Here is a 17,554-nt window from a genome sequence, read left to right on the forward strand (position 1 = left end):
GCACTTACATCAACGCCACATCAACGTTTGAGGAGACGGGTGGAACGAGATCTGACCCGACGGAGACTCGATATCCGGTATAGGGAGCCGCGCACCTTTCAGGCGGCGTGTTCAGATTCTCCCAACCACCTCCAACAGACCGGGGCGGTTCGAAACGCGTATCTCGCGATAGCGTTGTTCAATGTATCCAAGATCAGTCAGTCGGCGGAGTGTGCGCTGCAAGGTGGGTAGCGAAAGTGCCACGAGTTCCGCGAGGTCGGTTTGGGAAATCATGACCCTGCCATCAGGGTTGGGGGCACAGGCAAGCTGCAGAAGCAGACGTGATGCCACGCGGGCTTCTGACGAAGGCATCGAAACGCTGGCGAACAGATGGCTGGTCATAGCGAAGTTGTCATATGTCAGCCGATACAGGTCACGATAAAGGGTAGGATTTTTCCGTAAGAGCGATTGAAGGCCCTGATACCCAAGGTGCAGCAATGTTGCGTCGCTGGCTGTGCGGATGGACACGAGTCTTGCCCGCTGAGAGATCGTAGCGAGATCGCCAATCCAGAAACCGCTCTGCGCACGATGAATGGTAAAATCCGATCCATCTGATCTTGGAATGGACACATCAAGCGCGCCGCTGACAAGGCCGTACAGGCCGTTGGGCTCGTCACCTTCCAAATATACAACAGCACCTGCCGGATACATGCGCAGACGTGCCATCCTGATGAACTGCGACCGCGCTTCCTCGTCACAACTCGCGAGCCAGCCACGCCGGGACAGAATCTCTATGGCCTCATTCAATGATGCTCTCGGCACCCCACCCTCCGAACCATTTACCAATTTTCTCAAACCCATCAGGTGAGGTTTTTGATCGAACAATCAAGCAATACGACTGCTGGATAACGATCCTTGCCTCAGTTGGGGCTGGGTATGGATCGCATGCTTTATTGGATAACAACATAAGGGTTTCAAAGTCATGATCCGTATTCTGTTGAAGACAGGCTGCCTTGTCGTGGGTGTTGCCAGCGTTGCGCAGGCACAAGAGGCCAGCGAAGCGACACAATCCGCAAATGCAGCATTGCAGCAGTATCTTCCCTTTAATGACGAAACCGATTTTGACAACGCAATGCGTGGGCAGATCGCGACATTGGACGCCGATCAGATCACTGCACCCGATGGCACCGTAATATATGACATCGCGCAGTTTGATTTTCTGAAGGGCGACGCGCCTGCGACGGCCAATCCCAGCCTTTGGCGGCAGAGCCGCCTGAACGCTGTTCACGGCCTATTCGAAGTCGTCGAAGGAGGTATCTATCAGGTTCGCGGATATGATCTTGCGGTGATGAGCTTCATTCGGGGCGAAACCGGATGGATCATTGTCGACCCTCTGACAGCCACCGAGACCGCGGCGGCAGGTCTGCAGCTTCTGCGCGATCATGTCGAGGATCTTCCGGTTTCAGCCGTGATTCTGACGCATAGCCATGTTGACCATTTCGGTGGTGTGAAGGGGATTCTCACACCTGAGGAGATCGAGTCCAACAACGTTCAGGTCGTTGCTCCTGAAGGGTTTTTCGAGGAATCCGTCAGCGAAAACCTGATCGCCGGCAACACGATGAGCCGACGCGCCGCCTATATGTATGGCAATGTGATCGAGAAGGGGCCGGAAGGATCGCTGGGGTCCGGGCTTGGCACGACAACCGCTGCAGGCGAGGTGACCATCGTCGAACCGACGATCACCATCGACGAAACACCGCAGCAGGAAACCATCGACGGCATTCCGATGACCTTCCTGAACACACCGGGGGCTGAGGCGCCCGCCGAACTGATGTTCTACATTCCCAAGTTCAAGGCGATGATGCAGGCCGAAGAAATCAGCCACACCCTGCATAATCTCTATACCCTGCGTGGTGCCAAGGTACGTTCGGGCGATCTGTTTGCCAAATATATCAACGATACGATCAACCGCTTTGGCGATGAAGTCGAGGTCAGCTTCGGAAGCCATCACTGGCCGACCTGGGGTAATGAACACATCATCGAGCTTTGGGAGGGGCAGCGGGACACCTATCGCTACATCCATGATGAGACCTTGCGCCTTGCCAATACCGGGGAAACCATGCTGGAGATCGCCGAGCAGCTTGAACTGCCCGACAGCCTTGCGCAGAAGTTCTTCAATCGCGGGTATTACGGAAGCGTCAGCCATAACGCGAAAGCGCAGTACCAACTGTATTTCGGTTGGTTCTCGGGCAATCCGTCCGAACTGCATGAACTGCCTCCGGTCGAGGAAGGCAGAAAGTTCGTCGAATATGCAGGTGGCGCAGATGCAGTCATAGAGAAAGCGCGCGCTGACTATGAGGCCGGGGAATACCGTTGGGTAGCAACCGCGCTCAATCACCTGGTCTTCGCGGAGCCCGAAAATGAAGAGGCCAAGAACCTGCTGGCCGATGCACTGACGCAAATGGGGTATCAGGCTGAAAGCGGCCCATGGCGCAATTTTTACCTGTCGGGTGCGAAGGAATTGCGCGACGGGGTTGTCGAGGCGGCCACACCCGCGACCGCGTCACCGGACATCATCAGAAACCTGCCGCTTGAAACCTATCTGGATTATCTGGCGGTCAGGTTGAACCACCCGGAGGCCGTCGGCCAGGAAATTGCACTGAATTTCGTCATGCCTGACGTCGATGAACAGTTCGTCGTGACCGTAACCAATGGGGTGATGAACTATACATTGGGACGTCAGGACGATGCGGCGAATGCCACTGTCACGCTTGATCGTGCGATACTTGATCAAATCAACCTTGGCGAGACAACGCTGATGGGTGCAATCGAGAGCGGCTCTGCATCGGTCGACGGCGATGTGCAGAAAGTCGAAGATTTTGTCGGATTGCTGGATACATTCGAATTCTGGTTCGACATTGTAACACCGTGATCTGACAGGCTGCGGAATTGCCAGCCCGTTCCACGCGGCCAGTCCGCGTGGAACTCATCCTCGCTGCCGCCCCGTGGTCACCGCACGGCAATCAGTTTGTCACTGTCAGTGCGGTAGCGTAGCGGCGCGATACCATACCAGCGACGAAATGCCTTCGTGAACACGCTCTGTTCAGAATAACCCAAGGCGCCCGACACTTCGGACAGGGGAAGGCGCGTGTTGAGAACCAGCGAAAGTGCCCGGTCCTGCCGCCATTCATCCACCAGATCGCCGAATGTCGTGTTATTGGTGCGCAATTGCCTTTGCATGCTGCGCGTGCTGATCTTCAGGCCACGCGCGACATTTTCAAGCGTGCAGGTTCCGAGCTCCATCTGCCGGGAAACTTCGCGCCGCGCCTCGTCGACGAAATTCGATGCGACCTCAGCTTTGCTGGTCATCAGATAGCGCTGAATAAGCGTGTGAAAGGCATGGTCGCTGCGCTGAACGGCCAGGTCGAGTATGTCCCGGTCGAAACTTAGCGCGTTCCGTTCAGCGCCATAACGGACCGGACAGCCAAAAAACTTCGACACAGCCGGGGCCGAGGCGCCTTTGGCATGCCGGAATGCGACCTCGACAAGCGGGACATCCATTTCTGCGATTGCGTCGATGACAACATTGGCCTGCGCCAGGATCAGCTCGGTATTCTCACGGCTATCGGGGATGTCAGAGCGAATATCGAGAACCACTGTCGCGGTATCCGTTCCCGGCGTCTCTTCAAGAACTGCCAAAATGGCGTTAGAATGGATGATCAGGTTTTCGCAGATTGCGTTCATTGCAGAGCGGAACGTGCGTTCCATGCGCACGACCAGCGCGACGGGGCCCAACAGGTCAAGCCCTTGCAGCCCTGCCATGCGCAGACCGATATCGGGCATGTCCCAAGCCACCGCACAATTATGCAGTAACGCACAGAAAGCAGCGTAATCTATTGATATATCTGACTTACGCAGCGCATCGGCCTCGATTCCGACCGCCCGCATATGTGCCAGCAGATCACCCCGGTCGGGCGCGATATCTGCGATACCGGTCAATTTGCTTGCACGTGTGAATAAGCGTGCCAACCCCCGCGCCTCCCCCTATGAAATCAGCATAGATCACGCCTGCTGACGCCGCAATCGCCTGTCTCGCTGGTGTGGCTGGCCCCGGTTTGGCGCGTCAGGTCAAATTTGGTACCCGTGCGGCAAAGTCGATACGGTGCAGGCATGAGATAATCGCGGCATCACCCGTCTGCAAAAAAGGACCGAAGATGAGCATGACCTCCCCCTCGGCGACCGAACACAACCTGACAGAAATGCGGCGCGTATTTGCCGCCCAACACGCATTGACGCGCGGCAGTGTCGAGCCGTCCCTTGCCGAGCGCAAGGAACGGCTTGAAAAGCTGCGGGACATGGTGCGCGCGAATGAGGCGGCCTATGTGGCGGCGATTTCAGAGGATTTCGGAAACAGGTCCGCCGACGAAACACGACTGCTTGAGGTCACGCTGGTCCTGAACGGCATTCGCCATGCCCGCAAACACCTGAAGGGCTGGATGCGGCCGTCGCGTCGCCATGTCGATATCGCGTTCCAGCCGGCCCGCGCATGGGTCCGGCACGAGCCGCTGGGCCTGGTCGGCATCATAGCCCCCTGGAACTATCCGCTGTTTCTGTCGCTGGGTCCGCTGGTGGACATTCTTGCTGCCGGCAATCGCGCGATGATCAAGCCCTCGGAATTGACCCCGCGCTTTTCCGAACTGCTCGCGCAGACCATCGCCCGGACCTTCAGTGAGGATGAGGTCCATGTCGTCACCGGCGGAGCTGAGGTCGCGCAGGCCTTTTCCGGTCTGCCCTTCGATCATCTGATCTTCACCGGCTCGACCGGGGTCGGGCGCAAGGTCATGCAGGCCGCGGCCGAGAATCTGACGCCGGTCACGCTTGAACTCGGCGGCAAGTCGCCGGCGATCCTGTGCGAGGATTACAATCTTCAGAAAGCAGCAAGAAGCATCGCCTTCGGCAAGTTCCTGAATGCTGGGCAGACCTGTATCGCGCCGGATTATGCGCTGGTGCCGCGCCGCAATGTCGATGAATTCGCAACCTCGGTCATTGCGCATGCCCGACGCAGCTATCCCGATATCGCTCAGAACCCCGACTATACCTCGATCGTGTCTGACCGCCATTATCGCCGGCTTGTCGAGGCCGTCGATCAGGCCCGCGAAGCTGGAGCGACCGTGCTGAGCGCCGGTGAAATCCGCGACAGCAACGGGCGGAAGATCGCGCCGACCGTGGTTATCGACGCGCCCGCGGACGGGGTGCTGATGCGCGAGGAAATCTTCGGCCCCATTTTGCCGGTGATCGGTTATGACGACCTTGACGAAGCGCTGGCCTTTGTCTCGGGTCGCGACCGCCCGCTGGCGCTTTACGCCTTCACCACCCGGAAAGAGACGCAGGAGAAGATTCTAGGCCGCGCGATCTCGGGCGGGGTGACGCTGAACGGAACGCTGTTGCATGTGGCGCAGGACGACATGGCTTTTGGCGGGATCGGGCCCAGCGGCATGGGCGGCTATCACGGCCAAGAGGGATTTCGCCGCTTCAGCCATGCGCGTTCGGTTCTCAGGATCGGATTCATCAATGTGTTCGAGAAGCTGGGCCCGCCATGGGGGCCTTTGGCGCGTAGGGTCGCATCGGTTCTTTCCCGGCGTTCCTGAAGGCCGTCGGGCTGCGCCAGAGATCCTGGCGCGGCCCGTTTCTTGTTAAGCCCTGACGCTTCGGCGATCAGTTGGCGCCCGCGGTTTTGGGCGTCACCAGATCGAACCAGAAGTCGAACTCATCCAGATAGGATATCAGCTCCTGCAGCTTGGCGGCATCGCCTTCGATTGTGACCTGCCCATCTGCGACGGCATCCCGCATCGTCATCTGGCCAAGCGTGATCCTGTCAAGGGTCTCACGGTCCAGCGTGATATCCGCATCGGCATTTTCAAGCTGAAGATCTGCCGTGTGGTTCAGAACCCCGTTGCCCAGTTCAAGCGCATAGGTTTCGCCGATATCGGGGAAGCTGAAGTTCAGGGCGATGGTTTTCCTGTCAGCGGCGGGATGGTTCAGCCGCACCGCCATATAATCGAAATACAGTTCCAGGCTCATCGCTTTCAGGGTGTCGGGGGTCAGTGTTTTCGGCGCGGGCAGCTGCATCACCCCGTTGCGCAGTTCCTGGGCGCCGGACAGGTAGAAATTGCGCCAGACCCCGGATTCGGCCTGATAACCCATCTGCTCCAGGGCATTGGCGCCCAGCTCCCTTGCTTGCTGATTTTCGGGATCGGCAAAGACTACCTTGTCGATAACCTCAGCAACCCAGCGATATTCGCCCTGATCGTAATATGCGCGCGCCTTTTCGATGACCGCATCGGCACCGCCCATCATCTCGACATATCGCTTTGCTGCCTCGGTTCGCGGCAGCGGGTTCAGGGTTGCCGGGTTCCCGTCGAACCAGCCGAGGTGATAGACATAGGTGCCCTTCACATTGTGGCTGTAGGATCCGTAATAGCCTCGGTTCGAAAAGCTCTTCTCGATCGCCTCGGGCAGGGCGAACATCTCGGCTATCTCTTCCTTGTTATAGCCGTGATTGGCGAGGCGAAGCGTTTCATCGTTGATATATCGATACATGTCGCGCTGCTTTTTCAGGTGATCGACGGCGCGTTCGTTCCCCCAAACGGGCCATTGATGCTGGTTGTAGAGGATCTCGATATCGTCGCCCCATGCCGCGATTGCCTGATTGAGGTATTTCGACCATGCAAGCGGATCGCGCAGCTTGGCTCCGCGCAGCGTATAGGTGTTGTGAAGCATATGGGACGCGGTTTCGGCACCGTTCAGCAGCTTCTTTTCAGGCATGTAAAAAATGAACTCTGACGGCGCTTCCGAGCCATTGGCCATCAGGAATTCATAGGTCCAGCCGTCGATGACCTCGACATGCCCGCTTTCCGAGATCACATTGGTCGGCGCGATCAGCGTGACCGCCCCGGTCGAGGTCGTAGTGCCAAGGCCCGCTCCGACCTGCCCGGTCGGTCCGGCCGGTAGCAGGTTGCCGAACTGGTACGAGGCGCGGCGCGCCATCGCATTGCCCGCCAGAACATTTTCGGCCACCGCATGTTCCATGAAGCCTTCCGGCGCATAGATCCTGACCTTGCCCGTGCGCACGTCTTCCTCATCGACGATGCCACGCACCCCTCCGAAGTGATCGACATGGCTGTGCGTATAGATCACCGCCACAACAGGCCGGTCCGATCCCCTTGTCTGGCGATAAAGGTCAAGGGCGGCGCGGGCCGTTTCAGCCGATATCAGCGGGTCGATGATGGTCAGCCCGGTTTCGCCTTCGATGATGGTCATGTTGGCAAGGTCGAGGTTGCGCACCTGAAAGACGCCCTCTGTCACCTCGAACAGGCCGCCGATCTCGACCAGTTGTGATTGCCGCCACAGGCTGGGATTTACGGTATCGGGGGCGGCGCTGTCGCGCAGGAAGGCAAACTTGTCGGGATCCCAGGCGGGTTCTCCGGCGGCATCCGTGACGGGTTCGGACGGCAGCGGGGCAAGGAAGCCGCGCCGTGCATCCTCGAATGCCTGATTGTCGTCGAATGGCAGAAGTTCGCGCAGCGACGCATTCGCGTCGCGCGTGGCCTCGGTGGCCTGACCGGGCTGCTGTTGCGCCGTCGCTGCGTAAGGGGCGGCAAAGGCCAGCATCGTACTCAGCGCCAGCCAGGAAATTGAGCTTCTCATTGAATGTTCCCTTTTGTTTCAGATCAGGAATTGGCGACTGCCTGCGCAGTTGCTTCCGGCAGCTCGCGGGTGTTATTGTCGCGGTCTGGAATGAAGGACATCGCGCGTTCGGCAAGCGCGGTGATGGTCAGGCTGGGGTTGACGCCCAGATTGGCCGAAATCGTCGAGCCATCGATCACATAGAGGTTTTCATAGTTGAAGACCCGGTTCTTGCGGTCGATCACCCCCTTTTCCGGCGTATCGGCCATCCCGCAACCGCCCATGCAATGCGCCGTCATGGGAACATTGAACAGAATTTCCGACATCGAACTGAGCGCCACGCCGCCGGTCGCCTTAGCGGCCATTTTCGCGAATGCGTTGGCTTCGGGAATGAAGGTCGGGATCCGGTCCCCATGCGATGCCATCTTGCGCATGAAGGGCCAGTACCATGGCCGTGTCATGCGAAAATCCAGATGTCCGTCGATGGTCTGCATGACCAGGAATAGGACCGTCTCATTCGCGAAATGCCGCGGCAGCAGGCTTCTCATGCCGGTGATCGGCCTGGTAACCAGCAGTTTCCCCAATGCGCCCAGCCATGCCAGCGGACGCGTCATGCCCGGCCTGCCGCCGGTGAGGACGGTGGACAGCCCACTCATCAGGTTCGATCCGCGCGGATAGCGCACCGCCTCGATATGGGTATGCTCGTTGATATAGATGCCCGATCCGATCGCGATCCCGGTCGAGAGATCCTGCTTGGATCCGGGGTAGCGCATGCCGAGAATCGATTCGGCATTGGTGCGGACACGCTTGCCCAGATCATCGGAAATGCGCGGCAGCGAGCCTTTTTCCTTCAGCCTGAACAGCAGATTCTGCGTCCCCAACGACGATGCCGCAAGGATTACATTGCGCGCGCGCCATGTCCGTTTCGGACCGCGCCCCCAGGTCGGTTCGGAAACCACCTCGTATCCCTGCGCGCCATCTGCGGCGCCACCCAGTGGGCGGATGTCCACCACTTTCGTTTCGGCATGGACCTGCGCCCCGCGCTTTTCCGCGAGATAAAGGTAATTCTTGTCCAGCGTGTTCTTGGCATTATAGCGGCAGCCGACCATGCAGCCGCCGCAGCTGTTGCAGGAATTGCGGGCCGGTCCCTCGCCGCCGAAATAGGGGTCGGGATATTCAGTGCCGGGCGCATCGCCTTCGTCACCAAAGAAGACGCCGACATCGGTCAGATAAAAGCTGTCCTCAATGCCACCGGCCTTTGCCATGTCCTTCAGCTTCCAGTCGGCTGCCGATGGCCGCTGGTTCTCGGTGACGCCCAGCATCCGCTTGGCGGTCGTATAATGCTGCGGCATGACCTTGTTCCAATCATCAAGATCGGCCCAATCGCCCTCGTTCCAGACCGAATCGGGCGGCACCAGCAGGGTCTGGGCATAGGTAATCGATCCGCCGCCGACCGCATTGCCGTGCAGGATCAGAACATGGCGGAACAGTGCGAGGTTCAGAAAGCCCCGAAGCCTCAGACTGGGCTTCCACAGATAGTCCCAGAATTTCCAGTTGGTCTTTGGCAGGTTGTCGGGCGTCCAGCGGCGCCCCTGTTCCAGCACCACAACATCATAGCCTTTTTCTGTCAGCCGACATGCGGAAACGGACCCGCCGAAGCCTGATCCGACAATCAGATAGTCACAGTCGAATTTCTCCAAGATTATCTCCCCATCGCCTATTCCGCCGCTCATCGGGCGCTTCGGTAAATTCAAGCCTCTGGTGGTCTTCAGTCAGCATCGGCCTATCCCGCCATCATGCCCGATTTCTGAGCCGATACTTTGCCGCAGGCGCGCAGATTTTGGATTTCACGCGCCAAATTGGTCTGCTTCAGCTTCTTCAGACAACGGTTGCGCATATGCGGTGACTGGATGCAGGCGGCGACGGGGCCGCCCAAGTTCTCGGCTGCATGCCGTGCAGTGCCGATATTGGCGCGCTAGCTCAAATTTTTATCGCTTCGCCTCAAGCGCAGGAATGCGGCAGCTGCGAAAAAAGCGCATCGACAACCGAATCCATTGGAGAGAGATCATGACCACGAAGAAAGCCGCCGACAAAGCCCCGGTCTCGACCCGCGTCACCGCCGCACTGGGCGATGTGCGTGCGAATGCGGGCCTCGTTTCCGGCGCGTTCGGCGCCAGCGGCAAGGCCTATGTTTCTGGCATCGTCGCCCTTGGCAGCGCCATTGCCGGCTTTGGCCGCGAAACCGTCGCCGAATTCGGGCAGCATGCGAAAGCGACGCTGGACGCCCGCAGCATCCGCGAGGTTGCCGAACTGCAGGCCGGATGGGTTCAGCACCGCGTCGAGACCGCGACCGCGCAGGCCAAGGAACTTGCCGATCTGACCCGCGAGAAGACCGAAGAGGTGATCGAGCCCTTCACCGCGCTGCTGAAGCAGGACAAGGCGGCCTGATCGCAGGGCCCGGCTGGCGAAAGCTTCGGCCGGGCCAATCCAGAACCTTTGTGGGAGGAGCAAAGATGAATCGCCCGTGGACCAGAAGCTACGAATCCGGCGTGCCTGGCGAAATCGACGCCGATGTCTATCCGTCGACCGTCGCGCTGTTCAGCAAGGCCTGCGCCGAATATGCGGACAAGCCCGCCTTTGAATGTTTCGGCCGGACCATGACCTATGCCGAGGTGGACCGCGCCGCCGATGCCGTCGCCGCCTGGCTGCAACAGCGTCTGGGCGTCAAGCGCGGTGACCGGGTGGCGCTGATGTCGCCCAATATCTTCGCCTTTCCTGTGGCCATGCTGGGCATTCACCGCGCCGGTGCGGCACAGGTCAATGTGAACCCGCTTTATACCCCGCATGAGCTGCGCCACCAGCTGCAGGATTCGGGCGCGGAAACGATCATCATCTTTGCCGGCTCGACCCCGACGCTGGCCGAAATCATCGACGAAACCCCGGTCAGGACCGTCATCACGGTTGATCTGGGCGATGCCGCCGGGGTCGCGATCCCGACGCCGCCCCGCGATCCACGCCTGACGGATGCGGTCCGCTTTGCCGATGTGCTGAGCGAAGGCACCGGGCTGGTGCTGGAACCGGTCGAGCTGACCGGCGATGATACGCTGTTCTTCCAATATACCGGTGGCACCACCGGCCCATCGAAGGGCGCGGTGCTGAGCCATCGCAATCTGGTCGCGAATGTCCAGCAGTTCACCGCCCATATGCCCGAAGCGGTCGAGCCGGGCCGCGAGGTGCTGGTGATGGCGCTGCCGCTGTATCACATCTTCGGACTGATGGTGATGCATGCCTTATGACGGTCGGCGCGAAGGTCATTCTGATCCCGAACCCCCGCGACACCGACGCTTTCATCGGCGCGATCCGCAACGCGAAATTCACCGTCATCCCCGGCGTGAACACGCTGTTCCAGTTGCTGCTGGCCAGCCCGGCGATGAAGGATGTCGATATCTCGGCGCTGAAGGTCGCCATCGGTGGCGGTGCGGCGGTGATCCGCGACACCTCGGAAAAGTGGAAGGCGCTGACCGGCAAGCATATCAAGGAAGGTTACGGCCTGTCCGAGACCTCGCCGATCCTGTGCATCAACCCGATGTCGGTCGCCGAATTCACCGAAACCTGCGGGTTGCCGGTCCCCTCGACCGATATCAAGCTGATCGACGATGAGGGCCGCGAAGTGGCCGAAGGCGAGGCGGGCGAGATCTGCGCCAAGGGGCCGCAGGTGATGCGCGGTTACTGGAACAATGACGAGGCCAATGCCTCGGCCTTCACGCCCGACGGTTATTTCAAGACCGGCGATGTCGGCATGCTGACCGCGGGCGGCTTCGTGAAGATCGTCGATCGCAAGAAGGACATGGTGATCGTCTCGGGCTTCAACGTCTATCCCAACGAGATCGAGGCCACCGTCACCGCCGCCCATGGCGTCGCCGAATGCGCCTGTATCGGTGTTCCGAGCGATAAGACCGGCGAGGCGCTGCGCGTCTATGTCGTCAAGGCCCCCTTCGCCGAGGCAAGCGCCGATGACATCATCGCCCACTGCCGCACCGAACTCGCCGGCTACAAGGTGCCGCGCCAGATCGTCTTCGTGGACGCGCTGCCCAAATCCAACGTTGGCAAGATCCTGCGCCGCGAGCTGCGCAAGCTGGCGGAAGGCTGAGGACGTGACCATGACCATACCGAACAATTACAGCACCCGGACGCTGAAGGATTTCGTCGGCCATGATTTCGGCGCGACCGAACCCGTCACCATCAGCCAGTCCGATATCAACGACTTCGCCCGGATCACCGGCGACCATCAGTGGATCCATGTCGATGTCGAACGGGCCCGCGCGGAAAGCCCCTTTGGCGGCCCGGTGGCGCATGGCTTTCTGACGCTGTCGCTACTGGCCTCGGCCGTGCAGGAGGCGGGCATCGTGCCCGCCGATGCTGCGGGCGCGATCAATTACGGGCTGGACAATGTGCGCTTCCTTGCGCCCGTCCCGGCCGGTGCCCGCGTCACCGCCAGCTTTGTCCTGAAGGAGATCGAGGACAAGGGACCGAAAGGCCAGCTTCTGCGCCTGTCCGCCGTGCTGAATATCGAGGGCTCGGAAAAGCCCGCGATCATCGGCGACGTGCTGGCGCTGGTTATGGGATAGGAGGAACCAATGGCACGCAATCGTATTGAAACCGCGACGGATCTGGCCCAGTCGGCCGCGCGCTTCTACGTCAAGATGCTGAGCCAGCCGATGACCGCGCTGAGCGGCATCATGGCGCTGAATCAGGAAATCGCCAGAAGCCTTGCCGGGGCGTCCGAACTGGAAGCCGACAAGGGCGACAAGCGCTTCAAGGATCCGGTCTGGGCCAGCAATCCCGGCTATCGGGTGCTGATGCAGACCTATCTGGCCTGGCAGCGCGGCATCGACAATTGGGTCGATGCGCTGGATGTGCCCGCCCGCGACAAGCTGCGGGTCAAGCTGGTGGCGAATCTTTTCACCGATGCGCTGGCACCGACGAATACGCTGGGGGGCAACCCGGCTGCGATGAAGGCGACGCTGGAACAGGGCGGCAACAACCTGATCGCCGGCTTGCAGAACTTCGTTGAGGACATGGCGGGCAATAACGGCCTGCCCTCGATGGTGGACAAGACGAAGTTCCGGGTGGGCGAGAATATTGGCACCACCGCTGGCAAGGTCGTTCATACCGAGCCTCATCTGGAACTGATCCAGTATCAGCCCGCGACGCCCGAAGTCTACAAGACCCCGATCTTCATCGTCCCGCCGCAGATCAACAAATTCTATATCTGGGATCTGGCACCGGGCCGGTCCATCGTCGAATTCCTGCTGTCGCAGGGCCATCAGGTCTTTATCGTCAGCTGGCGCAACCCGACCGCCGAACAGGCGGATTGGGACATGGAAAGCTATGTCGAGGCGCTGGATCGCGCCTCGGAAGTGGCCTGCGAGATCTCTGGTTCCGACAGGCTGAACCTTGTCGGTGCCTGCTCGGGCGGGATCACGGCGGCGCTGACCATCGCGCTGTGGGGGGCGCGCGGCATCAAGCGGGCGGAAAGCTTTTCCGTGCTGGTCGCGATCCTTGACGTGGCGGGCAACAAGGACACCTCGATGGGGCTGTTCGCCAATCTGGAAACGCTGGAGCTTGCCCGGCTGTTCTCGCGCTCGAAAGGGGTGATGGGCGGCAGCGATCTGGAACGTGCCTTTGCCTGGCTGCGCCCCAATGATCTGATCTGGGCCTATTGGGTGAACAATTACCTGCTAGGCAAGGATCCGCAGGCTTTCGACATCCTCTACTGGAACGCCGATACCACCAACCTGCCGGCGGCGCTGCATGGCGACATGATGGACCTGCTGGAATTCGGCGGGCTGACCGGCGGCAACGGCCCGACCATCGGCGGCCACAAGCTGGAGCTGGGCCAGATCACCTGCGACACGCTGGTTCTGGGCGGCGAAAGCGATCACATCACCCCCTGGGACGGCACCTATCTGACGACGAACGGTCTGGGCGGCACATGGCAATATGTGCTTAGCCAGTCGGGTCATATCCAGTCGTTGATCAACCCGCCCGGCAATCCCAAGGCGCGCTACTATACCAATAGCGCCAATCCCGGCACGCCGCAGGAATTCCTGGCCGGGGCCGAGGAGCATCAGGGCACATGGTGGCTGCACTGGGCCGAATGGCTGGCCGGTCACGGCGGCGAGAAGGTCGCTGCGCCCAAGACCCTGGGGTCGAAGGCGCATCAGCCGGGCGTCGACGCGCCGGGAACCTATGTCCTGATGGCGGCCTGAGAGCGCTGCGAAGAAAGCGAGGCAGGCGATGGAAAGCAAAACCGATATCAGGACCACACGTATCGGCCGGCAGGAATTGCGCTATGCGCTGATGGGGCCGGCCGATGCCGAACGGGTGCTGCTGCTGTTCAACGGCATCGGTGCCAGCCTCGAATCGGTCGCGCCTTTCGCCGCCCATTTCCGGCATATGCGCATCCTGACCTTCGACGTGCCCGGCGTCGGCGGCTCGCCCGCGCCGCATCTGCCCTACCGGTTCAGCTGGCTGTCGCGGCTGGCTGGCCGGCTTCTGGATCAGCTGGGCATCGGCGCGGTCGATGTCTTCGGCGTGTCCTGGGGCGGGGCGCTGGCGCAGCAATTCGTTCGCGACCACCCCGAACGCTGCCGGTCGCTGACCCTTGCCGCGACCTCGGCCGGGTTCGTCATGGTTCCCGGCAATCTCAAGGTGCTGACGAAGATGGCGACCCCGCGCCGCTATACCGATCCGGATTACATGCGCGAGGTCGGCCCCGACATCTATGGCGGCATGTTCCGGCTGGACCGCGCGCTTCTGGCCGAACATATCGACGCGCTGCGGCCGGGCACCTCGCGCGGGTATCTGTATCAGCTGCTGGCCGGGGCCGGCTGGACAAGCTGGCTGTGGCTGCCGCAGATCAGGATCCCGGTGCTGATCGTCATGGGCGCCGACGATCCCATCGTGCCAGAGGTGAATGGCCGGCTGCTGGCAAAGCGGCTGCCCGATGCCCGGCTGAAGGTGGTCGATTGCGGCCACCTGTTCATCCTGACCCAGCCCGAGATGACGGCGCACATGGTGGAACAGTTCATTCTGGACCATGAATCGGCCCGGACCAGCAGATGACCGCGGCCAGTCTGGAACCGGGCGACGCGCCGCAGATGGCCCTGCGGCGCACGCGCAGTCTGGCCTCGGGCGTGCTGGGCCTGATGGCCCTGATCTTTGTCGCCACGCATTTCCTCCCCGATACCGGCCTGACCCGGCTGATTCAGTCCATGGCCGAGGCCGGGATGATCGGCGGCCTTGCCGACTGGTTCGCGGTCGAGGCGCTGTTTCGCCGCCCCTTGGGCCTGCCGATTCCGCATACCGCGCTGCTGCCCCGGAACCAGAAGCGCGCGGCGCGCAATGTCGGGCAGTTCTTCCAGACGCATTTTCTTGAACCCGCCAGCCTTCAGGTGCGGCTGATCGCGTTGCGCCCCGGCTCCTATGCGCTGGAATGGCTGAGCGCCCCGGAAAACGCGGCGCTTATCTCGCATGAGGTGACGCGGATCATGCGGCACCTGCTGGAACAGGATCCCTCGCCACGCGCGCTTGCCCGGTCGCGGCGCTGGCTGCGCGCGCAGGCTGAAAGCGACGCCCATGATCCGGCGATTGCCGCTGCGCTGGCGAGGCTGGTGAAAGAGGGAATGCGCAGCACCGCATTGGCCGAGGTGCTGGTCCTGTTGCAGCGCGCCATCGACCAGAACCGCGACATCGCCGCCGATCTGGTGCAGACACAAAGCCGCTGGTGGATCGCCTCGGCCGTGGATCGGCGGCTGGCCAATGCGGTCGTGGCCGGGGTGCTGTCGCTGCTGGACGAATTGCAAAGGCAGGATTCCGAACTGCGCCGCGATCTGGAACAGGCCTTCAGCGCCATGGTCGATCAGCTTGCCACCGATGGCACCCTGACCCGCGCCGTGGGCGAGGGGCGCGAGGTGCTGATCCGGTCGGGCGCGCTGAACGCGGCGGCTTTGCGTCTGGGCGCGGCGCTGCGCGACCGTCTGGAGACCCGGCTGGCCGAAGACCCCGACACCTTCGCTGCGCCCCTGGCCGGGATGATCCGTGACCTCGCCATCCGCAGCGCCGCCGATCCGGCCATCCGCGCGGCGCTGGATGCGCGCACGGCCGAACTGGCCGCGCAGGTGATCGGCGATCTGCGCCCGGCGATTGCCGATTACGTCGCCGATGTCATTGCGGGCTGGAAGCCCGAAGAACTGAACGCACGCTTCGAGGCAGAGATCGGTTCTGATCTGCATTATATTCGCATCAATGGCGCGGTGCTTGGCGCGCTGATCGGCGGCGCGCTGTTCGCGCTGAACGCCATTTTGACCTGAGGAGGAGCGAATACATGAAAGTCACCATCGAAGTCGACTGCACCCCCGAAGAAGCCCGCAGCTTTCTGGGCCTGCCCGATGTCCAGCCCATGCAGGAGGAAATGATGGCCGAGATCCGCGACCGCATGCTGGGCGCGGTCAAGGCCATGGACCCGGCCGAGATGATGAAGGCATGGATGCCGGGCAGCGCCGGGTTCGATCAGATGCAGAGCCTGTTCAACCTGATGACCGGCGCGGCGAGGACAAAGTGATGCTTGGGCCTGGCGCGCAATCTCAAATTCCTCGCGCCTGATCCCAAGCCGATCCGCACCGCTCGCGCTAGGTTTGTTGCATCCGCCGGATGCATGGCGGGGCGCAGTCTGAACGGAGGGCAGTGCAGGGGATGGGAGGGGTTTTGGCTTTCGGGGGCGATGGTGCCGGGTCTGTCCGGGCGTCAACCATCGGCAGCCGCGCCGCCCGAGCGCAGCTTCTGCGGGGCATTGCCGAACCAGCGCCGGAAGGCCTGGGAAAAGACGCTCTGTTCGGAATAGCCGAGCGCCTGCGAGATCTCGGACAGGGGCAGGCGGGTATTCGTCACCATCGACAGCGCCCGATCCCGGCGCCATTCATCGACCAGCTCGCGCAGCGACGTGCCTTCGCCCCGCAATTGCCGTTGCAGGCTGCGCGGGGTCATGCGCACCGCATAGGCCACGCTTTCCAGCGTACACTGGCCGAATTCCATCTGCCGGGCGATCTCGGCGCGGACCGCGTCGGTGGCACCTTTTGCAAGCTCGGCATGGGTATCAGCCAGATAGCGCCTGATGAGGTCGTGATAGGCGAGGTCGCTTTTCTCGATCGGGCGGTCCAGATGCGCGCGGTCAAAGATCAGCGCGTTCCGCCCCTGATCATAGCGGATCGGGCAGTCGAAGAAGGTCGCGACCGCGCGGGACGAGGCACCCCTGCCATGGATGAAGGCAGCCTCGATCAGCGGCAGGCGCATCCCCGAAATCGCATCCAGCGCAATCTTGCCCTGGGCCATGATCAGCTCGGCATTCTCGCGCCCGTCGGGCGCATCTCCGCGCCGGTTCAGGACCAGCGTGGCGGTGTCGCCACCTTCTTCCAGCGCCATGACGGTGGCGTTGCTGTAGATCACCAGATTGGCGATGATCGCCTTCAGCGCGCCGCGGGCGGTCCGTTCCATCCGCGTCACCAGCGCCACCGGGCCAAGAAAGTCAATGGCCTGATAATCCGCCATACGGATGCCGATATCGGGCAGATCCCAGGCGACCGCGCAGCCATGCAGCAGGTCGCGGAAGCCGCGATAGTCGATGATCATTTCCGGGTGTCGCAGCGCCGCCGGATCGAGCCCCACGGCCAGCATCTGCGCGGCAAGATCGACGCCCCGCCCGGCCGCCATCTGGGGCAGGCCGGCCAGCTTCGTTGCCCGAACGTAATAGCGCCCCGTCTTCACCGCTCCCTCCCAGACCGGATGGAGAAGGATAGGGCGGCACCGCAGGCTTGGCAATTCGCGCCAT

Annotated in this window: 15 protein-coding genes; 10 read left to right on the top strand and 5 right to left on the bottom strand. The window is 61.4% G+C overall.

All coding sequences use genetic code 11. The features are described 5' to 3' along the window. Positions 1-111: 111 nt before the first annotated feature. Complete coding sequence (locus tag H4P12_RS17330; protein WP_187794887.1) at positions 112-705, bottom strand: Crp/Fnr family transcriptional regulator; 594 nt, start codon at positions 703-705, stop codon at positions 112-114. Positions 706-961: 256 nt separating this feature from the next. Between H4P12_RS17330 and H4P12_RS17335 the strand changes: the two genes are divergently transcribed. Then, positions 962-2,911 carry an alkyl/aryl-sulfatase gene (locus H4P12_RS17335; protein ID WP_187794888.1) on the top strand — a complete coding sequence of 650 codons (1,950 nt, stop codon included), beginning with the start codon at positions 962-964 and terminating at the stop codon, positions 2,909-2,911. 77 nt (positions 2,912-2,988) lie between these two features. On the opposite strand, the gene H4P12_RS17340 is transcribed toward H4P12_RS17335, so the two are convergent. Then, entirely contained in the window at positions 2,989-3,978 is a 990-nt protein-coding gene (locus H4P12_RS17340) for an AraC family transcriptional regulator (RefSeq protein WP_187794889.1), read from the bottom strand. A gap of 215 nt (positions 3,979-4,193) precedes the next feature. On the opposite strand from H4P12_RS17340, the gene H4P12_RS17345 reads away from it, so the two are divergent. After that, a complete protein-coding gene (locus H4P12_RS17345) occupies positions 4,194-5,627 on the top strand; it encodes a coniferyl aldehyde dehydrogenase (RefSeq protein ID WP_223115877.1) in 1,434 nt (477 codons plus the stop codon). 67 nt (positions 5,628-5,694) lie between these two features. Here H4P12_RS17345 and H4P12_RS17350 read toward each other — a convergent pair whose 3' ends face one another. Beyond that, the gene (locus H4P12_RS17350) at positions 5,695-7,686 is read right to left on the bottom strand and encodes an alkyl/aryl-sulfatase (RefSeq protein ID WP_187794890.1); all 1,992 of its coding nucleotides are present in this window, start codon (positions 7,684-7,686) and stop codon (positions 5,695-5,697) included. A gap of 23 nt (positions 7,687-7,709) precedes the next feature. Next, on the bottom strand, positions 7,710-9,365 hold the full coding sequence (locus H4P12_RS17355) for a GMC oxidoreductase (RefSeq protein WP_223115878.1): 1,656 nt from the start codon (positions 9,363-9,365) through the stop codon (positions 7,710-7,712). Positions 9,366-9,732: 367 nt separating this feature from the next. Here H4P12_RS17355 and H4P12_RS17360 point away from each other — a divergent pair, with 367 nt between their 5' ends. The 8 genes from H4P12_RS17360 (at position 9,733) to H4P12_RS17390 (ending at position 16,291) form a co-directional block, all read left to right on the top strand. Next, positions 9,733-10,113 carry a phasin family protein gene (locus H4P12_RS17360; RefSeq protein WP_187794892.1) on the top strand — a complete coding sequence of 127 codons (381 nt, stop codon included), beginning with the start codon at positions 9,733-9,735 and terminating at the stop codon, positions 10,111-10,113. A 65-nt stretch (positions 10,114-10,178) separates the two neighbouring features. Next, complete coding sequence (locus tag H4P12_RS19295; RefSeq protein WP_223115879.1) at positions 10,179-10,961, top strand: AMP-binding protein; 783 nt, start codon at positions 10,179-10,181, stop codon at positions 10,959-10,961. Then, positions 10,958-11,815 carry an AMP-binding protein gene (locus H4P12_RS19300; protein ID WP_223115880.1) on the top strand — a complete coding sequence of 286 codons (858 nt, stop codon included), beginning with the start codon at positions 10,958-10,960 and terminating at the stop codon, positions 11,813-11,815. Before H4P12_RS19295 ends, H4P12_RS19300 begins: the two co-directional genes overlap by 4 nt. 10 nt (positions 11,816-11,825) lie before the next feature. Beyond that, entirely contained in the window at positions 11,826-12,293 is a 468-nt protein-coding gene (locus tag H4P12_RS17370; protein ID WP_187794893.1) for a MaoC family dehydratase, read from the top strand. Positions 12,294-12,302: 9 nt separating this feature from the next. Next, complete coding sequence (locus H4P12_RS17375; RefSeq protein ID WP_187794894.1) at positions 12,303-13,937, top strand: alpha/beta fold hydrolase; 1,635 nt, start codon at positions 12,303-12,305, stop codon at positions 13,935-13,937. A 28-nt stretch (positions 13,938-13,965) separates the two neighbouring features. Further along, positions 13,966-14,793, top strand: a complete 828-nt coding sequence (gene phaZ, locus H4P12_RS17380; RefSeq protein WP_187794895.1) for a poly(3-hydroxyalkanoate) depolymerase — start codon at positions 13,966-13,968, stop codon at positions 14,791-14,793. Continuing rightward, entirely contained in the window at positions 14,790-16,040 is a 1,251-nt protein-coding gene (locus tag H4P12_RS17385) for a DUF445 domain-containing protein (RefSeq protein WP_187794896.1), read from the top strand. The genes phaZ and H4P12_RS17385 overlap by 4 nt, the downstream gene beginning before the upstream one ends. A gap of 14 nt (positions 16,041-16,054) precedes the next feature. Continuing rightward, complete coding sequence (locus tag H4P12_RS17390) at positions 16,055-16,291, top strand: DUF6489 family protein (protein ID WP_187794897.1); 237 nt, start codon at positions 16,055-16,057, stop codon at positions 16,289-16,291. 182 nt (positions 16,292-16,473) lie between these two features. Here H4P12_RS17390 and H4P12_RS17395 read toward each other — a convergent pair whose 3' ends face one another. Continuing rightward, positions 16,474-17,490 carry an AraC family transcriptional regulator ligand-binding domain-containing protein gene (locus tag H4P12_RS17395; protein ID WP_187794898.1) on the bottom strand — a complete coding sequence of 339 codons (1,017 nt, stop codon included), beginning with the start codon at positions 17,488-17,490 and terminating at the stop codon, positions 16,474-16,476. Positions 17,491-17,554 lie beyond the last annotated feature (64 nt).

The sequence above is a fragment of the Paracoccus amoyensis genome, from assembly GCF_014490725.1.
Lineage (GTDB): Bacteria > Pseudomonadota > Alphaproteobacteria > Rhodobacterales > Rhodobacteraceae > Paracoccus > Paracoccus amoyensis.

Excerpts from the sequence above, each read along its gene's own strand:
- H4P12_RS17330 (WP_187794887.1), bottom strand. The coding sequence starts at position 705 with ATGGCACGTCTGCGCATGTATCCGGCAGGTGCTGTTGTATATTTGGAA.
- H4P12_RS17335 (WP_187794888.1), top strand. The coding sequence starts at position 962 with ATGATCCGTATTCTGTTGAAGACAGGCTGCCTTGTCGTGGGTGTTGCC.
- H4P12_RS17345 (WP_223115877.1), top strand. The coding sequence starts at position 4,194 with ATGAGCATGACCTCCCCCTCGGCGACCGAACACAACCTGACAGAAATG.
- H4P12_RS17350 (WP_187794890.1), bottom strand. The coding sequence starts at position 7,686 with ATGAGAAGCTCAATTTCCTGGCTGGCGCTGAGTACGATGCTGGCCTTT.
- H4P12_RS17360 (WP_187794892.1), top strand. The coding sequence starts at position 9,733 with ATGACCACGAAGAAAGCCGCCGACAAAGCCCCGGTCTCGACCCGCGTC.
- H4P12_RS19295 (WP_223115879.1), top strand. The coding sequence starts at position 10,179 with ATGAATCGCCCGTGGACCAGAAGCTACGAATCCGGCGTGCCTGGCGAA.
- H4P12_RS19300 (WP_223115880.1), top strand. The coding sequence starts at position 10,958 with ATGACGGTCGGCGCGAAGGTCATTCTGATCCCGAACCCCCGCGACACC.
- H4P12_RS17370 (WP_187794893.1), top strand. The coding sequence starts at position 11,826 with ATGACCATACCGAACAATTACAGCACCCGGACGCTGAAGGATTTCGTC.
- H4P12_RS17375 (WP_187794894.1), top strand. The coding sequence starts at position 12,303 with ATGGCACGCAATCGTATTGAAACCGCGACGGATCTGGCCCAGTCGGCC.
- phaZ (WP_187794895.1), top strand. The coding sequence starts at position 13,966 with ATGGAAAGCAAAACCGATATCAGGACCACACGTATCGGCCGGCAGGAA.
- H4P12_RS17385 (WP_187794896.1), top strand. The coding sequence starts at position 14,790 with ATGACCGCGGCCAGTCTGGAACCGGGCGACGCGCCGCAGATGGCCCTG.
- H4P12_RS17390 (WP_187794897.1), top strand. The coding sequence starts at position 16,055 with ATGAAAGTCACCATCGAAGTCGACTGCACCCCCGAAGAAGCCCGCAGC.